The sequence below is a fragment of the Candidatus Arthromitus sp. SFB-mouse-NL genome (assembly GCF_000709435.1).
Taxonomy (GTDB): Bacteria; Bacillota; Clostridia; order Clostridiales; family Clostridiaceae; genus Dwaynesavagella.
The window spans coordinates 1302178-1323775 of record NZ_CP008713.1; the positions used below are offsets into that span (position 1 = coordinate 1302178).

At 27.2% G+C, this 21598-nt stretch carries 20 protein-coding genes; 7 read left to right on the forward strand and 13 right to left on the reverse strand.

What is annotated here, in order from left to right:
• Positions 1-82 precede the first annotated feature (82 nt).
• Together SFBMNL_RS06245 and SFBMNL_RS06250 are read right to left on the reverse strand one after the other, a co-directional pair.
• Positions 83-1120, reverse strand: coding sequence for a hypothetical protein (locus SFBMNL_RS06245; protein WP_042294873.1), 1038 nt, complete (start codon positions 1118-1120; stop codon positions 83-85).
• Positions 1121-1129: 9 nt separating this feature from the next.
• Positions 1130-1963, reverse strand: coding sequence for a mechanosensitive ion channel family protein (locus tag SFBMNL_RS06250; RefSeq protein WP_042294875.1), 834 nt, complete (start codon positions 1961-1963; stop codon positions 1130-1132).
• A 353-nt stretch (positions 1964-2316) separates the two neighbouring features.
• Here SFBMNL_RS06250 and SFBMNL_RS06255 point away from each other — a divergent pair, with 353 nt between their 5' ends.
• Positions 2317-5235, forward strand: coding sequence for an Ig-like domain-containing protein (locus tag SFBMNL_RS06255; protein WP_042294877.1), 2919 nt, complete (start codon positions 2317-2319; stop codon positions 5233-5235).
• A 467-nt stretch (positions 5236-5702) separates the two neighbouring features.
• Here SFBMNL_RS06255 and argS read toward each other — a convergent pair whose 3' ends face one another.
• Positions 5703-7397 carry an arginine--tRNA ligase gene (argS, locus tag SFBMNL_RS06260; protein ID WP_042295307.1) on the reverse strand — a complete coding sequence of 565 codons (1695 nt, stop codon included), beginning with the start codon at positions 7395-7397 and terminating at the stop codon, positions 5703-5705.
• 1 nt (position 7398) lies between these two features.
• Positions 7399-8043: a tRNA (guanosine(46)-N7)-methyltransferase TrmB gene (gene trmB, locus SFBMNL_RS06265; protein ID WP_042294880.1), complete on the reverse strand. Its 645-nt coding sequence runs from the start codon at positions 8041-8043 to the stop codon at positions 7399-7401.
• 129 nt (positions 8044-8172) lie between these two features.
• Between trmB and SFBMNL_RS06270 the strand changes: the two genes are divergently transcribed.
• A complete protein-coding gene (locus SFBMNL_RS06270; protein WP_042294882.1) occupies positions 8173-8934 on the forward strand; it encodes a biotin--[acetyl-CoA-carboxylase] ligase in 762 nt (253 codons plus the stop codon).
• 8 nt (positions 8935-8942) lie between these two features.
• Here SFBMNL_RS06270 and SFBMNL_RS06275 read toward each other — a convergent pair whose 3' ends face one another.
• The 5 genes from SFBMNL_RS06275 to SFBMNL_RS06295 all read right to left on the reverse strand — a co-directional run bounded on the left by SFBMNL_RS06275 (position 8943) and on the right by SFBMNL_RS06295 (position 11600).
• Entirely contained in the window at positions 8943-9407 is a 465-nt protein-coding gene (locus tag SFBMNL_RS06275) for a hypothetical protein (protein WP_042294884.1), read from the reverse strand.
• A 35-nt stretch (positions 9408-9442) separates the two neighbouring features.
• A complete protein-coding gene (locus tag SFBMNL_RS06280; RefSeq protein ID WP_005805439.1) occupies positions 9443-9838 on the reverse strand; it encodes a hypothetical protein in 396 nt (131 codons plus the stop codon).
• A 17-nt stretch (positions 9839-9855) separates the two neighbouring features.
• Positions 9856-10521, reverse strand: coding sequence for a hypothetical protein (locus tag SFBMNL_RS06285; protein WP_007439816.1), 666 nt, complete (start codon positions 10519-10521; stop codon positions 9856-9858).
• 41 nt (positions 10522-10562) lie between these two features.
• Positions 10563-10874: a hypothetical protein gene (locus SFBMNL_RS06290; RefSeq protein WP_005805434.1), complete on the reverse strand. Its 312-nt coding sequence runs from the start codon at positions 10872-10874 to the stop codon at positions 10563-10565.
• Between the two features lie 156 nt (positions 10875-11030).
• Positions 11031-11600, reverse strand: a complete 570-nt coding sequence (locus SFBMNL_RS06295) for a hypothetical protein (RefSeq protein ID WP_005805432.1) — start codon at positions 11598-11600, stop codon at positions 11031-11033.
• Positions 11601-11754: 154 nt separating this feature from the next.
• Between SFBMNL_RS06295 and rocF the strand changes: the two genes are divergently transcribed.
• From rocF to gdhA, 3 genes are read left to right on the forward strand one after another with little or no spacing between them, the layout of a single operon-like run.
• Positions 11755-12648 (forward strand): arginase, encoded by an 894-nt coding sequence (rocF, locus tag SFBMNL_RS06300; protein ID WP_007443015.1) that lies wholly within the window; start codon positions 11755-11757, stop codon positions 12646-12648.
• Positions 12648-13259 carry a 3'-5' exonuclease gene (locus SFBMNL_RS06305; RefSeq protein ID WP_005805428.1) on the forward strand — a complete coding sequence of 204 codons (612 nt, stop codon included), beginning with the start codon at positions 12648-12650 and terminating at the stop codon, positions 13257-13259. The genes rocF and SFBMNL_RS06305 overlap by 1 nt, the downstream gene beginning before the upstream one ends.
• 16 nt (positions 13260-13275) lie before the next feature.
• Entirely contained in the window at positions 13276-14622 is a 1347-nt protein-coding gene (gdhA, locus tag SFBMNL_RS06310; RefSeq protein ID WP_007439993.1) for an NADP-specific glutamate dehydrogenase, read from the forward strand.
• A gap of 36 nt (positions 14623-14658) precedes the next feature.
• Here the strand turns inward: gdhA and SFBMNL_RS06315 are convergent, their stop codons facing one another.
• From SFBMNL_RS06315 to SFBMNL_RS06330, 4 genes are all read right to left on the reverse strand, one after another.
• The gene (locus SFBMNL_RS06315; RefSeq protein ID WP_014518771.1) at positions 14659-15162 is read right to left on the reverse strand and encodes a DUF4358 domain-containing protein; all 504 of its coding nucleotides are present in this window, start codon (positions 15160-15162) and stop codon (positions 14659-14661) included.
• A 77-nt stretch (positions 15163-15239) separates the two neighbouring features.
• A complete protein-coding gene (locus SFBMNL_RS06320; RefSeq protein ID WP_005805424.1) occupies positions 15240-16334 on the reverse strand; it encodes a 6-phosphofructokinase in 1095 nt (364 codons plus the stop codon).
• A 76-nt stretch (positions 16335-16410) separates the two neighbouring features.
• Positions 16411-17247 carry an undecaprenyl-diphosphate phosphatase gene (locus SFBMNL_RS06325; RefSeq protein ID WP_005805423.1) on the reverse strand — a complete coding sequence of 279 codons (837 nt, stop codon included), beginning with the start codon at positions 17245-17247 and terminating at the stop codon, positions 16411-16413.
• A gap of 111 nt (positions 17248-17358) precedes the next feature.
• A complete protein-coding gene (locus tag SFBMNL_RS06330; protein WP_042294887.1) occupies positions 17359-19233 on the reverse strand; it encodes a tetratricopeptide repeat protein in 1875 nt (624 codons plus the stop codon).
• 81 nt (positions 19234-19314) lie between these two features.
• On the opposite strand from SFBMNL_RS06330, the gene SFBMNL_RS06335 reads away from it, so the two are divergent.
• Both SFBMNL_RS06335 and SFBMNL_RS06340 read left to right on the forward strand, forming a co-directional pair.
• The gene (locus SFBMNL_RS06335; RefSeq protein ID WP_042294891.1) at positions 19315-20217 is read left to right on the forward strand and encodes a hypothetical protein; all 903 of its coding nucleotides are present in this window, start codon (positions 19315-19317) and stop codon (positions 20215-20217) included.
• 25 nt (positions 20218-20242) lie between these two features.
• Positions 20243-21583: a MurT ligase domain-containing protein gene (locus tag SFBMNL_RS06340; RefSeq protein ID WP_042294894.1), complete on the forward strand. Its 1341-nt coding sequence runs from the start codon at positions 20243-20245 to the stop codon at positions 21581-21583.
• The last annotated feature ends 15 nt before the right edge of the window (positions 21584-21598 follow it).

Sequence of the window (21598 nt, forward strand, 5' to 3'; positions counted from 1 at the left end):
AATCGTTTTAATTTATTATTGCTATAACTTTATAATTATATTCTAATATTTAAAACAAAAAAAAAGTAGAACATAGTCCTACTTACCCATATAAAATTAGTCCTGATATAACATTATTTTCCTCCATGTCAAATTCTATTTTTTTAAACAGTGTAAAATCTTTAGCATTATATATTTGTAAATACTTATCAGATAATATAAAAATTTTATCTTCTGATATATCAAATACCTTTATATTATAATAAAATTCTGTTTTACTACTCTTCAATGTTTTTCTATCAATTCTTATTACGCTATCTTTATTTATATCCGAATTATCCCCCCTAACTGTAACGTAAATATTATCTTCATATAGAAGTATCTTATCCAAATTATTACTAATCGTATTTATGTAATCAAAAGTTTCTGTGTATATATCATAAATTCCTATTTTCCCTGATTCACTCTTTGCATTTGCATCATAATTTGTAAAATATATTTTACCATTATAATAAAACATATCATTTTGATACAATCCAAATTTTGATAAATTAAATTTATTTATGATTTCTAAATTATTCTTATCTAAAACATTCAAATAAGAATTTCCATTATTATTTCTACTAAAAATATATACATTATCATCATCAATATATATTTTCCCAACCACGTGATCATCTACATTAATTGTTTTAATTTCATTTGATAAATCCTTATTATAAATACTCAACTTATTTAAAGAATGCGTTATGTAAATTCTATCGTTATCTATAAAAATTTTATAAATATCTTCAACGTCTAAATTAACTTTTGTATATCCATTAGTATATTTATCAACCTCTATTAAGTAACTATTACCCTTAGTTGAAACTATATCATTTGATTTAAAATAAAAATTCGAATCATCAGATGGTACAAAATCTCCAAGGTAACTTATACCTTCTAATGAAAACTTTATCCTATTACCTTCGTTACCCTCATAATCATATTGATTTATAAAAGATTCCCTCTTATCTTTATTAAAAGATATAATCCCAACATAGTATCCGTAATTTAAATTACTTGCATACTCTACATTACATGATACAAAAGACATAAGTATCATGAACATAATAAATGTAGATTTGATAACATATCGCATTTTTACCTCCTAATTTCTTATGATAGAGTATCTTTGTGTTGGTAAAATGATATTTTGAATTAATAATCTATCCATTATTAACTGCCTTAATTCATTCTCTATACACCAATGGGTCAAAGGCTTTGAATATCCAATTATCCTATATGTTATACTAACTTGATCCAAGGAAACAGTACCATAAATATATGGTTTAACCGTTATATCATCATGTGAATATTTGTTCAAAACATAATTTATACTTTCAACAACATCCTCAGATTTTTGATTTAATCCAACCTGTATATCTATTAAAATTCTGGAATCTTTCCTCGAATGATTTGTAATTTGGTTTATAGCTCCGTTTGGTATCACATGATAATCACCATTAAAATCCCTAAGCTTAGTTACTCGGGCTTGAACACTATCTACAATCCCCTTAAAATCATTTGATCCCTTATTTATAGTAATATAATCTCCCACAGTAAATTGATTTTCAAATGTTATAAATACCCCATTAAATAAATCTTTTAAAATATTTTGAGACGCAAATCCAAGAGCAACTCCAATAATACCTGTCAAAGTTATTCCAATAGCTCCTACAAAATTTTGAATCATAACTAAAATTAAAACAGTAATAAAAGAGTAACGTGCTATACTCATAACAAGAGTTTGAATTGTATGTAAATGGCCTTTGTCTATTCTACTATTAAATACTTTTTTACTAAACACACTCTTAATTACTTTACACACAATTTTATAAATAATATAAATCACTATAACACTAAATACTGAATCCAAAATTTTATTCCCAAATTTTAAGGAAGAATCAATTAAACTCTTAAATAAATTTTCAAATACCTTCATCACATAATCCCTTCTATTTATAGATCGTTATTATATGTTAAATTAAAAATGGGGAATTTAAACAAAAGAAATGCTTTACAAATTAATAGTAAATAATCAGAAATGAATATAAAAAATATAAGAAGATTGACGAATAATAAAGTAATGTAAAAATCTTGATAGTTATCTAAATTTAAAGATTATAAATAATATTCTCTTGATTATATCATAATCAAAAATCTAAATCTACATAAAACTTTTTATTATATATTGAGTTTAGATTTGATTCATTGTATTATTGTTAACATACTATTAATAATAAGTTTACTTTTTACATAGTTTACTTATTTTTTGTAATTTCGGAGGAACTTATAATGAATAAATTAAAGACAATATCTTCTATATCTTTAGGTGTTGCTGTTTTGTCCCTCTCGCTTCCAAGTAATTTAGTGCATAAAGCATCAGCATTATCAAACACTTTATATACATTAACAAATGAAGATTATAAAATACAATATACAAATAATACTCTTACATTAACTTTCAGTAATTCTGCTGTTCATAACAATATAACTACTATAAAACTTAAAGATAAAAATGGTAAATACTTAAGCTTTGATAAAAATTCAGAAAATTTTACACTCAAAGTAAATGAGGGTTTAGTTAATGGGATTTACTCTCTAGTATTCTCTCTAAAAACATCTAGCTCTCAAACAAAAGAATTAATTTCACCTATATATGTAAATTTTTCTCAAGTATCAAGTCAAAAATTATCTATCACTTCATTAAATCCTATAGTAACCCTCACAAACACCGATGGAGTAAACAAATTAACTGCTCGCTTTACAGTACTTAATATACAAGAAAAAATTCGTGGTGCTAGAATTTTAAGTTCTAATTTTTCCCAAATTGGTTATTTGGAAAATGCATCTAATACAAGAAATTATGTATTCAATTTAGGAACAAACAATCTTTCATCAAACGAAATTTATTACATTGAATATACTTTAGAAGATTCAAACAATAAAACATATACAATAAAGATCCCATTTACACACTCACCAAACTCAGTACAAATTAATCAAATAAATACAAATGGCTTTACTTATACTTCAAACGAAAATTCAAATGGAAAAATGGATCTTACTCTAAACTTTAGCGGAGTTGATAATAAAAATATCACATTTACTCAAGTCAATAATTATGGAGTTGGTATACTTCCTTCTTATGACAACAAAGGACACATAATTCTAAAAGATCTTCAAAAAGGATCAACTATCCAAGCTAATATTAAATATCAAGATGGGAAATATATAAATTTAGTCTTTAAGGTGCCTGATAAATCTCAAAACAATGAATCCGCTATACCTTTTTTAAGATTCATAAACACACCATCAATAACACTTAAGAGAGGAACTAAAATTACTATTCCTTTAATAAAAGATGATTTCACTAGTGCAGAATTTACAACTCCAAATAATTATTTGAAATTTGTTAGTATAGATCAATTTGGAACAGAAATTGATTTAACAGATGAAGTTAGAGTTTCTTCATCAATGAATAAAATAGATGTTTCAGTTAATTCAAATATTGAAACATTGTCACAAGATTCACAAGTTTATGTTAAGGTCTATAGCCCAACAAAATCTTGCTTTTTCCCTTTTAATACATCAAATACAACTGCAACTACAAAATCATCGGCTTTTGATGTTATAAAAAGCAGCACAAATCTCGATTCTGTTTCATTAACATTTAGACCAAACAGTACTGTTTTAGGAAATAACGAAACCTTTTCTGATGGAGATATACTTATTTTAAATGATTCAATACAAGCTACACTCTCTTCTGATAAAAAAACATTCTCTATTAACACAAAAGTGAACAAGCTTGTAAATGGTATCAACACATATACATTTATTAGAAATTCCTCAAGTGGTAACTCAAATTATGTAACTGGTGAATTCTTAGCAAGCTTCAATTCATCATCGAGTGATATATCTCCAGCAATAACTAGTTTTAATGTTAAAACTAACAATAGCACTAATCTTACACTCAATTTAACCATAAATCAGGATATTATTAATTCTGGTACAAAAAATACAATAAAAATTCGTGATGAGTTTGGAACTAATATAAATGTAAAGGCAAACTTGAGACAAAATGGATCTGAAAAGTACTACGAATTAATAATCGATCCTCCAAGCCAACTTGTTCCGAATAGATACTACACTATAGAATTTTCAAATGGATTAAATTCATTCGAATCAAACTTCATATTTAACAACAATACAAGCTATAATCCAAGAATAAATTTATCATTTAACAGTAATTCTACGTTTACTCTCAAAAATTTAAACAGTATCCCTGGATACTCAAATTATGAATTTAATATCAGAATTACAGATTACTATAATAAAAATAATATTTTCTATGAAAATTTTCCTCAAAATTATTATGGAGAAAAACTAACCCAAACTTCTATTACTAGAAATTTAAACAATGGAAAATATTTTAATCATGGTGATAGGTATTTGTTGGAAATTTCAAATGTTACAACTGGTGATATTTATAGAACTGATTTCACATTCAGAGAAGGAGATGTATTAAGTGGTGTAGGAAGCTTGTCTCAAATAAATATTTCCTCAAGCTCACTTATAAATACTGATGATAAAGTTTCATTCTCTTATTCAATTCCAAATAATAAATCTATAGCAACTATAATCACAAATACTAATGGAATAACAGGAGAATACTACAATAATAGAATAAACCTAACTAATATCGTTCCAAATAAAATTTATACGAACTTGAGAGTAACAGTTAATTTCACTGATGGAACTAATCAAAATATAATCATAAGTGAGTTTAAAGCTAATAAATCATCAGATGAACTTAAAAATTACATCGCAAAAGTTTATACAACTGCTTTAACTCCTATAAACGAAACTAACAAATATAAAATCAGATATGCAGATGAAGAAGGTTTTAAATATTGGTACGATATGCTCTACAACAAAAAAATATCTGGACCAGAATTCATTTATAGAATTCTAGATGCTTCTGAATTTAATAACGTTCAATCATCACCTCAAAACAAAATAAGAGCTCTTTATCCTATAGTTACAAATAGGGAAGGAGATACTAATGGAATAAATTATTGGATTAATGAATTTAATACAACATCTTCATCTTTAAACAGTGAAAGTCTTGCACTACAAATAACACTAAGTAAAATGCTAAACGAAGCAGAACCTCAAAGATTATTTCAAAGTCTAGGAATAAGATTAAACTAAATCACTCACCCTACAATTAGATTGTGGGGTGATTTTTATATTAAAATTATTTATTTACCTATTACTTATACTAAATATTTCTGCATTCCCTCTTAAAAATACGTTTCCAATAAATATAAAAAACTCTTTAACATCATATTCAAAATCTTTATACTTACCAAACATTTATGTATATGGAAATAATTCAATCGCCTTTGATATTCCCAATCACCTTAAATTTTCATATCTAAATGTAATTTCATTTATCTCACCCTCAGGTAAACAACTAATACACACAATTCCTCAATTGATAAACATAAATTCCTCTCCTGTATATATATCACTTAGAAAACCTCTGAACGAGATAGGAATATATAAAATTATCTTTTCAGGTAAAGATGAACTAACAAATAATCAAATCGATTTAATTGGAAATTTCACATTTAGATAAAATAAAGGAATGCATTATATATGCATCCCTTTATTTTTTACATTTCATCAACAGTTTCAATACCTATTAGATATAATGCATTTTTAATTACTATTGTTGTAGCATAAACTAAAATAAGCCTTGAAATTTTTAAGTTCTCATCTTCAAGATTCAAGATATTGTTAGAATTATAAAATTTATTAAACGCTTTTGCTATATCAATCACATATCTTGTTATAATCGATGGCTCTAAATAGGATATAGATGATTTAATGTTATTATTAAAATCACTAAGTACTTTAATTAAATTATTCTCATTATCATGCGTAAGAAGTCCTAAATATTTCTCAGTATCTATATTTTCAATATCAATTCCACTCTTTTTTAAAATAGATTTTCCTCTAGCAAAAGTATATTGAACATAAGGTCCAGTTTCTCCCTCAAAAGATAAAATATCATCGAAATCAAATATGATATCCCTTTCTCTATTCATTTTTAAATATGTAAAAACTATAGCTCCAATACCAACTTTCTTTGAAACACCATCCTTATTCGAAAGATTAGGATTCTTTTCTTCAATTACATTTCTTATCTTATCTATAGACATATTTAAAAGATCTTCAAGAAGAATAACTTCTCCTTTTCTCGATGAAAGCTTCTTATCTTTAAACTTAACAAGTCCAAATCCAACATGAATACAATCCTTCGCCCATTCATAACCCATAAGTTCTACAGTTTTAAATACCTGCTTAAAATGAAGTGCCTGAGGAATACCAGCTACATATATATTCTTATAAAAATTATAAGTTTTCTTTCTATATAACAAGGAAGCTAAATCCCTAGTTGCATAAATCGTAGCTCCATCTGCTTTTTTTATAATACATGGTGGCATATTATAATCATCAAGTCTAACAACTCTAGCACCAAATGAATCATCTAATAGATTTTTATCCTCAAGTTCACAAACAATTGCATCCGTCTTATTGGAAAAAAATGCTTCTCCGTCATAAGAATCAAACTTAACTCCTAAATCCTTATATAATTTTTCAAACTCCAAAAGACTAAGCTCCCTAAACTTTTTCCAAAGCTCTATACACTCCTCATCTCCATCTTCAAGCATCTTGAAATACTTTCGACCCTCATCTTCAATCGATGGATCATTTTCTGCTTCATTGTGAAATTTTACATATATCCTAAATAACTCGGATATAGGATTCTTTTTAAGTTCTTCAATATCAACCCATCTCTTATATGCATAAATAAGCTTACCAAATTGAGTTCCCCAGTCACCTAAATAATTAATCCCAACAACATCATATCCTTGAAACTTATGTAATCTATATAAAGAATTCCCTATAACAGTTGTAAATAAATGACCTATATGAAATGGTTTTGCAATATTTGGCGAAGAATAATCAATCACTATCGTCTTACCTTCTCCATCATTTGACTCTCCATATCGATCTTTTAATTTTAATATACTACTTAACACATCTCGCGAAAAACTGGACTTATCCACGAAAAAATTTAAATATGCTCCAACAGTTTCAATTCTATCTATAAATTCATGCGATATTTTAAGTTTTAAATCCTCTGCAATAATTTGTGGAGATTTTCTAAGTTCCTTTGCAAGTTTAAAACACGGAAATGCTAAATCACCCATATTTTTATCAGGTGGTATCTCTATAGAATCATAAACATTTATACCAATGATTTCTTCTATCAAATCACTTATAATTTTTCTATAATCCAATTTATTTTCTCCTTCCTTTATATTTTGAAACAAAATACATTATCCTCATGCCCTTATTCATAAATTTTTCTTCATATTCCGTCATAATATTTTTTATATTCTCACTATGTAAATCAAAAGTTTTATATATAATCTCAAAATCATTCCCTTCTAAATACTCTATAGAATCTAAAAAGAAATTTTCATGATCAGTTTTCAATATAATTTTAGAATCTTCTTTCATTATTTCAATATACTTTTGTAAAAATCTAGGATGAGTTAACCTCCTTTTATTATGCCTAGACTTTGGCCATGGTGTTGAAAAGTTCAAATATATATCCGAAATCTCCCCCTTCTCAAACACCTCATCTATGTAATTAATATCAAATGATAGAATTCTTACATTATTTAAATTTAAGTTCTCACACTTACGTTTAACATAAACTAAAACTTCATTCTTTAAATCTACTGCAACAAAATTTTTATCTGGATTCTCATCTGCAATATTCTCCATAAATCGTCCTTTACCACATCCGAGTTCTAAACAAATATCATTTTCATTATTAAATATCTCATTCCATCTACCCTTAAATTCTCTAGGATCCTCGATAAATAAATCACTCTCTAAAAGTTCTGGAAGTGCCCAGGCTTTCCTTCTTAATCTCATTTTATCTACCTCAAATAAAGAAATACTCTTAACAATTTATTATTCTATCATATAAAATATAAAATTTGACATTATTTGAAATATTTTTTATAATTAGTAATCTAAATTTCAATGCATTGGAGTATAAATATGGACTTAAATAATATATTTGGTGCACGAATCTACGAATTTGAAACCATATCTTCAACCAATGACTTCTCCAAACAACTATGTATGGATAATCCCAAAAATGGAACAATAGTTATCGCCAACGAACAAACAAAAGGTAAAGGGCGTTTAGGTAAAACGTGGTCATCAATAAAAAACAAAGGTTTATATTTCTCCATAATATTTAAATGTGATAATAACAAATCAAAATATGAAACCTTAACACCAATAATATCCCTCGCAATTACGGACCTCCTTAAAGATTATTCATTAAATCCCAAAATAAAATGGCCAAATGATATATTAATAAACAATAAAAAAGTATGTGGAATACTTTGCGAATTTAAACAGAGTCCTCACGGAAATTTCATAATATGTGGCATAGGTGTAAATCTTTATCAAGATATTTCAGACTTTAATGAAGAACTAAGAGATAAAGCAACAAGTATCTCTATAAACACAAACATAAAAATAATAAGAAATGAATTTATAAATAATTTAATTTCCAATCTTCATGTTTACTATAATAATTTTAACAGCTCATCCTTAAAACCATTTTTAAATAAATATACAGAATTATCCTCTCTCTTAAATAAAGAAGTATCTCTAAAAATAAATGGATACGATACTTCGGGTAATGTCATTGGATTCAATGAACTTGGATACTTATTATTAAAAACAGAGAATAAAGTAATCGAAATATCCTCTGGAGAAGTAACATTAAAAAATACATATAAAAAATAAAGGAGCAATTACTGCTCCTTTTGATCTTTTTTATCCTTGCATTTATTTTTGCACTTACCTCTATGTTTAAACTCACTATCTAAAATATTTTTAATTTCATCCTTAAATTTAGCAGAATTTATTTTTTCTCTTACTTCCTTAATTTTAGAAATTCTACCCTCTAATCTTTCTACCTTTTCATTATCATTTTCACCTTTATACTTTTCAATCTCCTTCTCCATAAAAGAAATCTTACTATCTAAATGATCCAAAACATTTTTCTTAACTTCATCAAATTTTCCATATTCTAATAATTTGATTATAGATTCCTTATGTTTACCAATAATTTTCTTATCATGTGAACACTCTGTACTCTCACTATAAAATTTTTTACTAAACTCTTTGCTCACAACTGATTCTCCTTGAACCATACCTGTTAAAAAAACTAACAAGCATCCTATAGCCAAAATAAAATTTTTAACTCTATTATTCATATTTATTCTCCTCATCGTACTTACATTTTTTAAGTTTATACTGCCTCTTTATGTCTAACCTGCATTGCTTCTTTTAAATCACTCTTAGTTTTTGCAGAATTTATATTATTTAAAATTTTGTTCAACCGTTTAATCTCATTTTCATATAACTTAATTTTATCCTCATTATTTTCTCTTTTAAAATCTTCAAGTTTTGTAACTGTTAATTCCATCATGTTATCTATGTATCCAAGTATCGATCCTCTAATCTCTTCAATCGGTGTATTATCCCAATAATTATTTGGATCAACTTCATCTTTCATGTTCCCAAAAGAAACTACTGGATCCTGAGTATTAATACTTACTGTTGCATCTTGTTTATTTGAATATCCAATACAAAATGCTGAACATACTAAAACTCCAATAATTGAGAATATAAACATCTTTTTCATAAAATTCCTCCTAAAATTTAATAAATTATACCATCTGCATAATTTCTCTCTTCTCCGTCTTTAATAATTAATATCTGCTCATTAAGCCCATTTTCGAGTCTGAAACTCGGTCTATATCCAACTTCCTCTGGCTCCTTCGGAAATACTAAAAGTACATTATTCTTATCGCTGTTATTCCCAAATATCTGTTTATAAAGACCCTCAAGCTCCTCTTCAAATACTTTATCTAAATTTTCAACTATAACAGAGCAATGACGAACATTCTCTCCATTTTGCTTGTATTCAATAGATTCAAACACATTATAAAATAACTCATTACTCTCATTATCAATTTCATGTTTTAAATTTCTAAGAGTATCTTCCCTCAAACTATTTTTCAGTTCGAGCTCCACAAAATCTCTATACTCTTTTTTCAAATCAACCCTAACAGATTGTTCAAATTTATCATATAACTCTGAATATAATTCATTCTCAACCTCTGTCTTTACCTTAGCCTTCATATTGGTGAAAACTTTCTGACGTTCACGATTTATATTGTTTATAATTCCAATTATTGCAATACAAATCGATGCAACCAAAATAATTAGAAACTTCACCCACTCTTTCTTAAAAACATTTATTCTACTATTAGAATGTTTCTTTTCCTCATCAGCAATAACATTACCATTCTCCACTTTATACACCTTTTCTCTCCTCCAATCAAAATTCAAATATCAAAATATATCTAAGATTTAACCCATTTTCTCTCGAGTCTAATCTCCTTTATCAAATCTTTCTTAAGACTATCCATAACATCATCCAAAAGTTCTACTCTAAGCTCCTTAAGTACCTCAGATTTTAACGAATCTTTAAGTTTTGCCTTAACTTTCGTCTCAACTCCATTTAAAATTTGCTCCTTTACATCCCTTTTATAATTTGTGAGCATATATCTTGAAGACTCTACCTTCACAAAATTAATTATCGGTACTTGAATAATAGTTGAAAAAAATAAAACAACAACTGGAATAAGTGCGTATTTAAATTTTATAAACTTCATTAAAATCTTCTCCCTTGTTCTTAATCATTGTATCTATTTTGGTATAATTGGATAATTTTAATACATTTGTAAACTTTAAAATTTTTTAGTCTTTTTAAACAGGATAAAAAAAATATGAAGAATAACTTAACAATTATCTTCATATTTAAAATTCCTCTATTTAGTTGTATAAAGCAAAATGTCACTAAACATTGAATCGCTCACATTTTTAATTATCTTCTCATAATTATCAAATTGAAGAGATAAATCTATATTTCCATTCGGATGATCATATCTATCTATATTTCTTATCTCTGTTAAATAAATCACCTCTCGTGAACCCCCATTATCTGGAGTAAACACTATTGAGTTTCTCGTAACCTCAAAATTTCCAAGGACATCGATACCATCTAAATTATACTTTCCATAATATGTATTTTTGATATTAGCTAAATCTTCACTCTTAAAATTTTTCTCAGATGGATATATATTATTTTCTGATTTCTTTCCTACGTTATCTTTCCCCTCATAGGAATTCTCAAAAGTATTAGTTTTTGTATCTGTATTTTTATCTTTATCCTTATAATAATTATCAACAAATGATTTATCATTCACACTACTTAAAGCACTCTCAAATTTATCAGCATTTGCCCGTTTACTACAACTAACTAATATGATCAATATCAAAACCATACAAAACACAATTATGGGTTTTGTTATGTCAAAAGGATTTCTACCATTATTCATTTTAAAAATTCTCCTTCCTTAAAATAACAATTTTTGTTATAATTAGCTTATTTAAATTTAATTATACTTAAAATTATGTATTATATTTCCAGATTTATCGACATTTTATACTAAATATTTTAAAATTAATAATTTCGGAGGATCTTTGCCTAAGATGAATTTAAATATAATAACTGTTTCCACATTTTATGGATGTGATAAAAAAGGAGTTGAACTAGGACCTAAAGCTCTAATCAACAATAATCTTTTATCTATTATCAAAAATTGTGGACACACAATAAATGAAATAATCGATATACCAGTAGATATAGATAATAAAAATAAATTTGATAATAATAAACAGATTAAATACTTTGATAAAGTTAAAACTATAGTTAAAAATCTTTCCATCTCAATTGAAGAAAGCTATAAAAATAATACATTTCCACTAGTTTTAGGTGGAGATCATGCCATATCTATCGGATCACTAGCTGGTTTTTCTAAAAGTTTCAAAAATACTGGAGTAATCTGGATAGATGCTCATGGCGATTTGAATATCCCAAGTTCATCGCCTTCATACAATGCCCACGGAATGCCACTCGCATGCTCACTTGGGTATGGTCATGAAGAATTTATATCAATATTTAAAAAAAATATTGATCCCAAAAATGTATTTCTATTTGGCATACGATCTCTTGATAATTGGGAAAAAGAATTTATAATCAAAAATGAAATGCACATATACGATAGAAATTCATTTGATCAAATTCCTCAAGACTTAATGATTGATACTTTAAAAAAATATACAAATAAAAATAAGATTGAAAACTTCCACTTATCATTTGATATTGATGTATTTGATCCTTTAATCGCACCTGGTACCGGTACTCCAGTCAAAAAAGGATTGTTAATGGATGAAGTTAAAAATCTTATGAGTAAGTTGTTATCTTCCATAAATATAGTTTCAATAGATTTTGTTGAATTTAACCCTCTACTCGATAAAGATAATAAAACCCTTACTGCTTGCCTTGAAATTCTTGAATTTATATTTAGGAGGATAAAAAAATAATGAAATTATTGTTTTTAGATACCGAAACTACGGATAAATCTCCAGGTCAAATATGCCAATTAACATACATAATATACGATACGGATTTACCTAAAGAAAATAGAGTTAGTGCAAAGAACTTCTTTTTCTCTGTTGACTTTGTATCAGATACTGCATACAATGTCCATGGATTTGATGTTAATACACTAAAGAGTCTAAGCGGAAACTTGACATTCAAAGATCTTTACAAGTTATTTAAAAAAGATTTAACAGAAAATGATTTTATACTTGGTCATAATATAAATTTCGATATTTCATTTTTAAGAAGGGAATTCGATAGGATCAATGTTGAATTTAAACCAAAAAACTTGTTTTGCTCCATGAACTATTTTAAAAACATACTTAAACTTAAAAATTCAATTGGAACGATTAAATCACCAAAATTATCAGAACTGTTAGAACATCTTAAAATTACTGAAGAAAATATTTTAAATTCTACAAATAAACTATTCAATAGCGACGAAACCTACTTTCATGACGCACGTTTCGATACAACGGCACTATACCTTGCAATTATAAAATCCATAAAGCTTAATTTAATAAACAATGGATATTTTTCGAATCAAATATAATTTTAGGAGTGATTTTATGATTAATGTTAAAAATTATATAAAAGATATTTACGAAAAAGTTATATCTAAAAATCCATCCGAACCTGAATTTCATCAAGCGGTACATGAAATTTTATTCTCTCTTGAACCCGTATTAGAAAAATACCCAAAATATATCGAACACAACATATTAGAAAGAATTGTTGAACCAGATAGATTCATTCAATTTAGAGTAGCTTGGCTTGACGATAATGGAAAAACTCAAGTTAATAGAGGTTTTAGAGTTCAATTTAACAATGCAATCGGACCATATAAAGGAGGACTCCGTTTCCATCCAACAGTTTACTCCTCTATAATTAAATTCTTAGGATTTGAACAAATATTTAAAAATTCGCTAACAACCCTTCCTATGGGTGGAGGAAAAGGTGGATCTGATTTTAATCCAAAAGGAAAATCAGATAATGAAATAATGAGATTTTGTCAATCATTTATGAGTGAGCTTTACAAGTATATTGGAGAAAATATAGATGTCCCTGCAGGAGATATTGGCGTTTCATCAAAAGAAATTGGATATATGTTCGGCCAGTATAAAAGACTCAAAAACGATTTCACTGGAGTTCTAACTGGAAAAGGAATTCCTTTTGGCGGAAGTCTTGTTCGTAATGAAGCCACAGGATATGGAGTATGCTATTTTGGAGAAGAAATGCTAAATACATTTTCTAAATCTTTCAAAGGCTCTAAAATTTCTATTTCAGGTTCTGGAAATGTTGCAATTTACGCAGCTCAAAAAGCATATGAGCTAGGTGCAACCGTAGTATCCATGAGCGATTCATCAGGATACATCTACAATGAAAATGGAATAGATTTATCTATAATAAAAAAGATTAAAGAAATTAAACACGAAAGAATAAGTGAATATTTAGAATTTGATAAAAATACTAAATTCAATGGAAACTTCAAAGAAATTTGGAATGAAAAATGCGATATTGCTCTACCATGTGCAACGCAAAACGAAATAACTGAGGATTCTGCGAAAGTTCTAATTAAAAATGGATGTTTCTGCGTTTGTGAAGGATCTAATATGTCATCAACTCCTGAGGCTATAAAATTATTTTTAGATAACAATATTTTATTTGGTCCATCAAAAGCTGCAAATGCTGGTGGAGTTGCAGTCTCTGGGCTTGAAATGTCTCAAAATTCACTTAGATATTCGTGGTCTTTTGAAGAAGTTGACGAAAAACTTAAAAATATAATGAAAAATATATTTAAAGTTTGCTATGACACATGTTCCGAATTCTCACTTGGAAATAATTTTCTTGCTGGTGCAAATATCGCAGGATTTAAAAAAGTTGGAGACGCAATGATATCCCAAGGTATATATTAAAAAATTAAACGGTATGAATATCATACCGTTTTTCTATTAATTGGCATTATTTACTACCTTAATTAAATTCTCAAAAATCGTAACTGCATTATCCGCTATAATATATCCTTTTATATTTCTATCACTAAACTTCTTAACATTCTTGATAAGTTCATATTGATCAGGTAAATATCTGCTCCATGTAGCATCCAAGTCCTCTAATCTTCTTGTAATACCTTTATCAATTAAATCTTCTTGTTCCTTAGTTGAAAACTTAAATAACGCAATTTCTGTTGCTTGAACATTCAATGGACTTAAACAAAATGTTGCCTCATCATAACTTGAAGAAGCTATTGCCATTAAACTTCCTATTTCACTATCACCTAATTTCTCTAATTTTGGTATATCAACTCCACTTATAATTTTCTCATAAATTTCATCGGTTGAAAGGTTAACATTTTTAGACGCATTAGATCCTTTACAAGAAGCCATAATCCCTAATAATAAAAAACATACAAAAACAAATGAAAATCTCCTTATATTGTTAAACAAAAAAACCACCTCTTTAATTTATTAATGTTATTTTATATCACATAGAATTATTTTATACAAAAAAAGCACCACATAAACGCAGTACTTTAATCTCCAAATCCAATTCCCATACTCTTAGATATCTTTATTAATTCATGATCAGGATTAACAAATTTTTCATTTCCAATAACACCTTCAAGCTTTATACACGAAATTTCATCACCATCTAAACAAACCATATTACCAAACTTTCCTTCATAAATAAGTCTAGCTGCTGCAGCACCATATCTAGTAGATAAAATTCTATCGTATGTTGAAGTATTCCCTCCTCTTTGAATGTGACCAAGTATTGTTGATCTAACCTCCTGATCTGGTATTCTCTTCTCTAGATCAATTGCAAGCTTATTTGCTATTCCACCAAACCTTATTGGATCTGGAGAATCCTCAACAACTTTTGCAATAACAGTTTCTCCTAAAACTGACTTAGCTCCTTCGGATACGACTATTAAAGTATATTTATATCCCATAGCTTTTCTTTCATTAATCTTCTCTACAATTTTATCCAAATTATACGGTATCTCAGGTATTAAAATTATATGAGCATCTCCAGCAATTCCAGCATGAAGAGCAATCCACCCTGCATTTCTACCCATAACTTCAGCAATTAAAATTCTATGATGTGATTCAGCTGTTGTATGGAGCCTATCCAAACAATCAGTAACTATCCCTATCGCCGTATTAAACCCAAATGTAAAATCCGTAGCTCCTAAATCATTATCGATAGTTTTAGGTACACCTACAACATTAACACCTTTACGGGCAAAATCTCTCGCTGATGTAAGAGTCCCATCTCCACCAACTATAACCAAAGCATCAATATTTTCTTTCTTAAGATTGTCAACAGCGATATCTGAAACATCTTTCTTAACTTTTTGTCCATTTTCCTCTACTATATAATCAAAAAGATTATCTTTATTGGAACTCCAAAGTATAGTTCCACCTTTATGTAAGATATTATCAACTGCATTAATATCAAGGTTAATATAATCATTATTATACAAACCTCTATATCCAAACCTATACCCTATAACTTCATATCCATATTCTAATATAGCTGTTTTTGTTACTGCTCTTATAACTGCATTAAGACCTGGACAGTCTCCTCCACCTGTAAGTATCGCAATTTTCTTTATTTGATTCATAGTAATCCTCCCAATATCTGAGTACACTGAGATTAATTGTAACATAAAACATAATATGTGTAAATATATTATAATCCTATACTTTAATAATATTAAGATTAACAAGTATGATAAGAAGTATCGCTATAATTATCCTATAATACGCAAAATATTTCATTGGATATTTCCTCAAAAATTTTATAAACGTATCAACGACTAAAATTGCAACCAAAAACGCAACTGAAAATCCAACCACAAGGGCAATTGCGTGACCAGATGTAAATGATGAATAATCCATCCCAAAAAGTTCATAAACAGATGCCCCAATCATAGTTGGTATAGCAAGAAAAAATGAAAATTCCGCTGCCAATTTTGTTGAACATCCAAATATCCACGCTCCAGATATAGTGGAAGACGATCTACTCATTCCAGGCCATAGAGATAAAACTTGAAAACATCCAATTCCTAAGGCTTGTTTAAGTGTTACATCACCAATATCTTTAGTCTGCTTGTCTACATTTCTATTCGAAAAATACTTTTCTACAAATAAAAGTATAATTCCCCCAATAATAAGTCCAAATGACACACTAAATGTATTGAATAACTTAGATTTAATTATATCATTTATTAAAATCCCAATAAGTGCAGATGGTAAAAACGCTATAAATATGTAAAACCACATCTTAAATCCATACTCTTTTAAATGGACAATCGAATCTATGATCTTATTTCTATACAAAACCATAATAGCAAGAATAGCTCCCAATTGAATAACAACTTCGTACATTTGTACAAAATCCACACCGGCAGTTTCGATAAAATTTATTATATCACTTGCAATTATCATATGCCCAGTTGATGATACAGGTAAAAACTCTGTTATACCTTCAATAATTGCAATTACAACTGCCTTCAATAACAATAAGATCTCCAATCTTGTATCCTCCTTTTAAAATTAAGTTAAACTCCAATACATATATTATCATTTTATATTTACAAATACAAAAAAACTTTAGGAAAATACTTCCTAAAGTTTTTACAAATTTTAGTATAAATAATCTAAAATAGGTATCTCTTCACTCAATGTTTCACCAGTTGCATTATCATAAATCGCTTTAAGTTTAAAATAATTTTCCCTTATTATAAATGCTTCATACTCACTATATGAATCATCAAGACCCTCATAAGCTGATTCAACATTTGAAAATGCCCTCTGAATATTATTTTCTATATTCGCATAATAAGCTCCCGCATTATTTAAATTTAAAATATCCTTCGGATTAAGTTCATAGGCTCTTCTGATACTATCTATTCCAGGACCTACTTCTCCCATATTTAGGAGTAAAACTCCGTATGTTCTCACATAAATAGAATCTTCATTTAATGCTATTGCTTCTCTAAGTTTAACTTTCGCCTCTTCATATTTTTTCAAATCTATATATATCTTAGCTGCTTGATATTTAAGGCCAGATTCATATATCGAAATTTTATTAGAAAATTTAAGTATATCTAATGCACTATTTACATCATTAAATTCATTTGTATATTTTAAGACAAACTCCTTGTCAATGTAAGTATTTAATATATCAAGTGATTTCATCTTAAGATAAAAATAGTTCATATTTAAAATTTTATTTTGTCCAACGAGCACATTGAGTAACACATCATAACTTAGAGCAAAATCACTATTTAATTTAATGCTCTGAGTTATATTATTTAAAGACTCATTATAATTTTGAAGTTTCAAATTATGCTTGGCCAAAATATAATAAACATAAAAATTTTTATCTTTAATGCTCTTTAACTCATTCAATAGTACATCAACATCATCTAATCTATTTGCATTTGTAAGTATCTCAAGCCTTATACCATTTGATAACATATTCCCATGATATTTTTTTGAGAACTCATAAACATCTTCAAGATTTGATTGAGTTTTAGACACATCTTTTATATTTATGATAGCACGAATAAACCTAAGTTCTGGGGTAGCTCCTTGAGATTCAATGAAAAAATTAAGAGAATCATTAGCCTTATTCATATCATAATACTTAATCATATCTATAACAGATAAAACATCCGTATTCTCAGGATCACTCACAAGTATCTTAATTATCCCATTTAAACTATTATCAAATCTATTAAATATAACACTAAGTTTACTATAACTAATAATGTCATCTATATCATTAATGGAAGATAAATCTATACCATTATAAATAAACAAAGCATTATCAGGATTATTTGATAAAAGATTATATAATATTTCCTTTTCTTTAAATCTTATCTCATCACCTAAATTTTGAACATTTTTATCCAAAATCTCTCGTGCCTCTTCAAGACTATTATATAAAAACAAATTATCTAAGAGTTTATACACATTATTTTTATGATCGCTCTGATTCCTTACAAGAGTATTATGAGATATTTTATTTTTAAGTAACGTAAGTTCCTCTTTTGCTTGAGAAATATTATTAATAGAACTTAGTAGTGTCACAAGTTCTAAATGGCTTTCAATAGAAATTGATGAGTTGTTTCTATACGCATTTATAAGATTTTGAAAATCTCCATGTATTACATAATCTAAATAACTTTCTATTATATCTGATTCATTATTCTTTCCATCTATCTTATTTACCAAAATTTCTATATTTTGATTAATTACACTATAAGTTCCTGTAATGCTATAGCTTAATACTAAAAAAACCATACAGCATGAAATAATAACCGTACGTTTAAAAAATCTATTTGAGGGAAGCACTTTATAATTTTTCCTTATATCTTTCTCTCTTAAATAATTAATTATCTCATAAGGTGACATTCCACTGAAGTCTACTTTCTTATTTTTCCTTTTTACTATTTTATCTAAACGTTCAAAATAAACTTCCCTACTCTTATCACCCTTCAAATTTTTCTTCATATTTAAAAAACCTCATTCAACTACATTTTTATTATCTAGTTTGATAATACTAAATACAAACTAATTACAAGGGGACTTAAAATGAAATTTTTAATAAAATCATTAATCATCATCACGTTCTTTACAGGATTTTATCTTTGTACATACGAGAATTTTTTTTCTGAATCCATACATTTTTTAACATTTTATTCTCAAAACTTTAAAGATTACATGAGTAACATTGTACTACAAAATAAAAATATTAACAACACACTAGATGAAACAAATACCAAATCATTATTAAACGAGTACTTCATAACAATTTTTAACGAATGTCACATAAACGACAACTTCAAAGAAACTCTCAACTCTTCAAATTTCAAAATTTTAAATTTAAGAAATGAATCAGTCCAAAATATAGACTCAATTTTATCTATAAATGAAAAAAATTTATGCGTGTTAAATGAAGTAGAAGACATGTTACAACTAAAATATTTAAAAATAGACGAATGTACTTACCGTTTATTTGGCTACGACAATTATTCAATTTCTTACGTTAATCCAATACTTTTGACAAATAAAGATCTCTTAGATATCTATAAATATTTAAGAGTATTTGAGGACAACTTCTACACTTCTATTATTTTTGTTAATCAAAAAGATCTAAATAAAAAACTTATACCCCATATACTAAATAAAAATAGAATACTCTTAACTTTTGGAGAAGAATTTTCGATTAAAAATCACAAAAATTTTCCTTTAATAACATTCGGAAAATTTAAAGATGTAGACTTCTTATATCAATTAAATCTCTTCATATCAGATTATTCTATAAACAAAATAAAAATCAAATTATTCCCAACAATTGAAGAAGGACTTCCTCTTCCATCCGAAAAAATAAAAGAAATGTTAGATGATTTTAATGATAATTCTAAATTAAAATTCTCGATTAGTGAAAATGGTGACTATATTTATAGTGAATATGATATACTTAAGGATAGTTAATAAAAATTTTAGAGGTTAGAGTAAAATGAAAAAAATATTATCAATCATAATAACCAAAATAGCTATTATGGTTTTAAAATTAAAGAAAAAAGGAAGTTCATTCCCTGGTAAAATTGCTTTAAAAATTTGTCCTGATATATTAAAACATGTATCAAAGAATATAAATACAATTTTAATCACAGGAACCAATGGTAAAACCACAACAACTGCTCTAACAAATCACATATTTAATAATTCATTTATCAACTGTTTCTCAAATTACACAGGAGCAAATATGCTACCTGGAATAACTACAACTTACATAAAAAACTATAATTTATTTAACAAAAAAGTATCTAAGACCGCAATAATAGAAGTAGATGAAGCTAGTTTAAAATATATTTGCAAATTTATCGAACCAAAAATAATTGCCGTTACAAATATTTTTCGCGACCAATTAGATAGATACGGAGAAGTCTATACAACTCTAAATCATATTAAAGAAGGAATAAAACTCTGCAGTAACTCAAAGCTCATATTAAATGGAGACGAACCTCTGCTATGCTCTCTCGAAAAAATATATAATAGCAAATATTATTTTGGATTTGAAAACTACAAAAGTAGTTCAAATCAAGAAAACCTAAATGTAGAAGCTACTAATTGTAAGTTTTGTGGATCGCCTTACGAGTATAATTTCATAACTTATAATCATTTGGGAAATTTTAAATGCAGTAGATGTGATTTTAAAAGAGAAGAGCTTGATTTTTCTGTTGCAGATATTTTAGAAAATAATATAAATGAAAGTATTATAAAAATTAAAAACAACGTTATAACAATAAATCAAGGTGGTATTTATAATATATATAACGTTCTTTGTGCCTATGCCATCAGTTCAGTTTGCAATATACCAGATTATATTATAATCGACTCTATAAAAACATTTTCAAATGTATTTGGACGACAGGAAAATTTTAAAATTAAAAATAATGACATAACTATGTTCCTAGTAAAAAACCCTGCAGGCTTTAATGAAACACTAAACACTATAAATTTAAATAAACAAAATGAATTTTATCTTGGATTTTTATTAAATGACAACTTTGCAGATGGTCAAGACATATCGTGGATATATGATGTAAATATTGAAATGATAAATGATTTTAAGCTAAAAGAAGTATTCACTGGAGGAACAAGAACCCATGACATGGGTTTAAGATTAAACCTCGGAGAAGTTAAAAATATAAATATCTTTGAGAAATATGAAGAGATTTTAGATTATTTAGAAAACAAAGAAAATGAAACCGTATATATTCTTTGTAGTTATACTTGTATGCTTGAATTCAGAAGATTCTTGTATAGCAAAAAATACATAGATTCAATTTGGTAAATTAGGAGGTTTTTA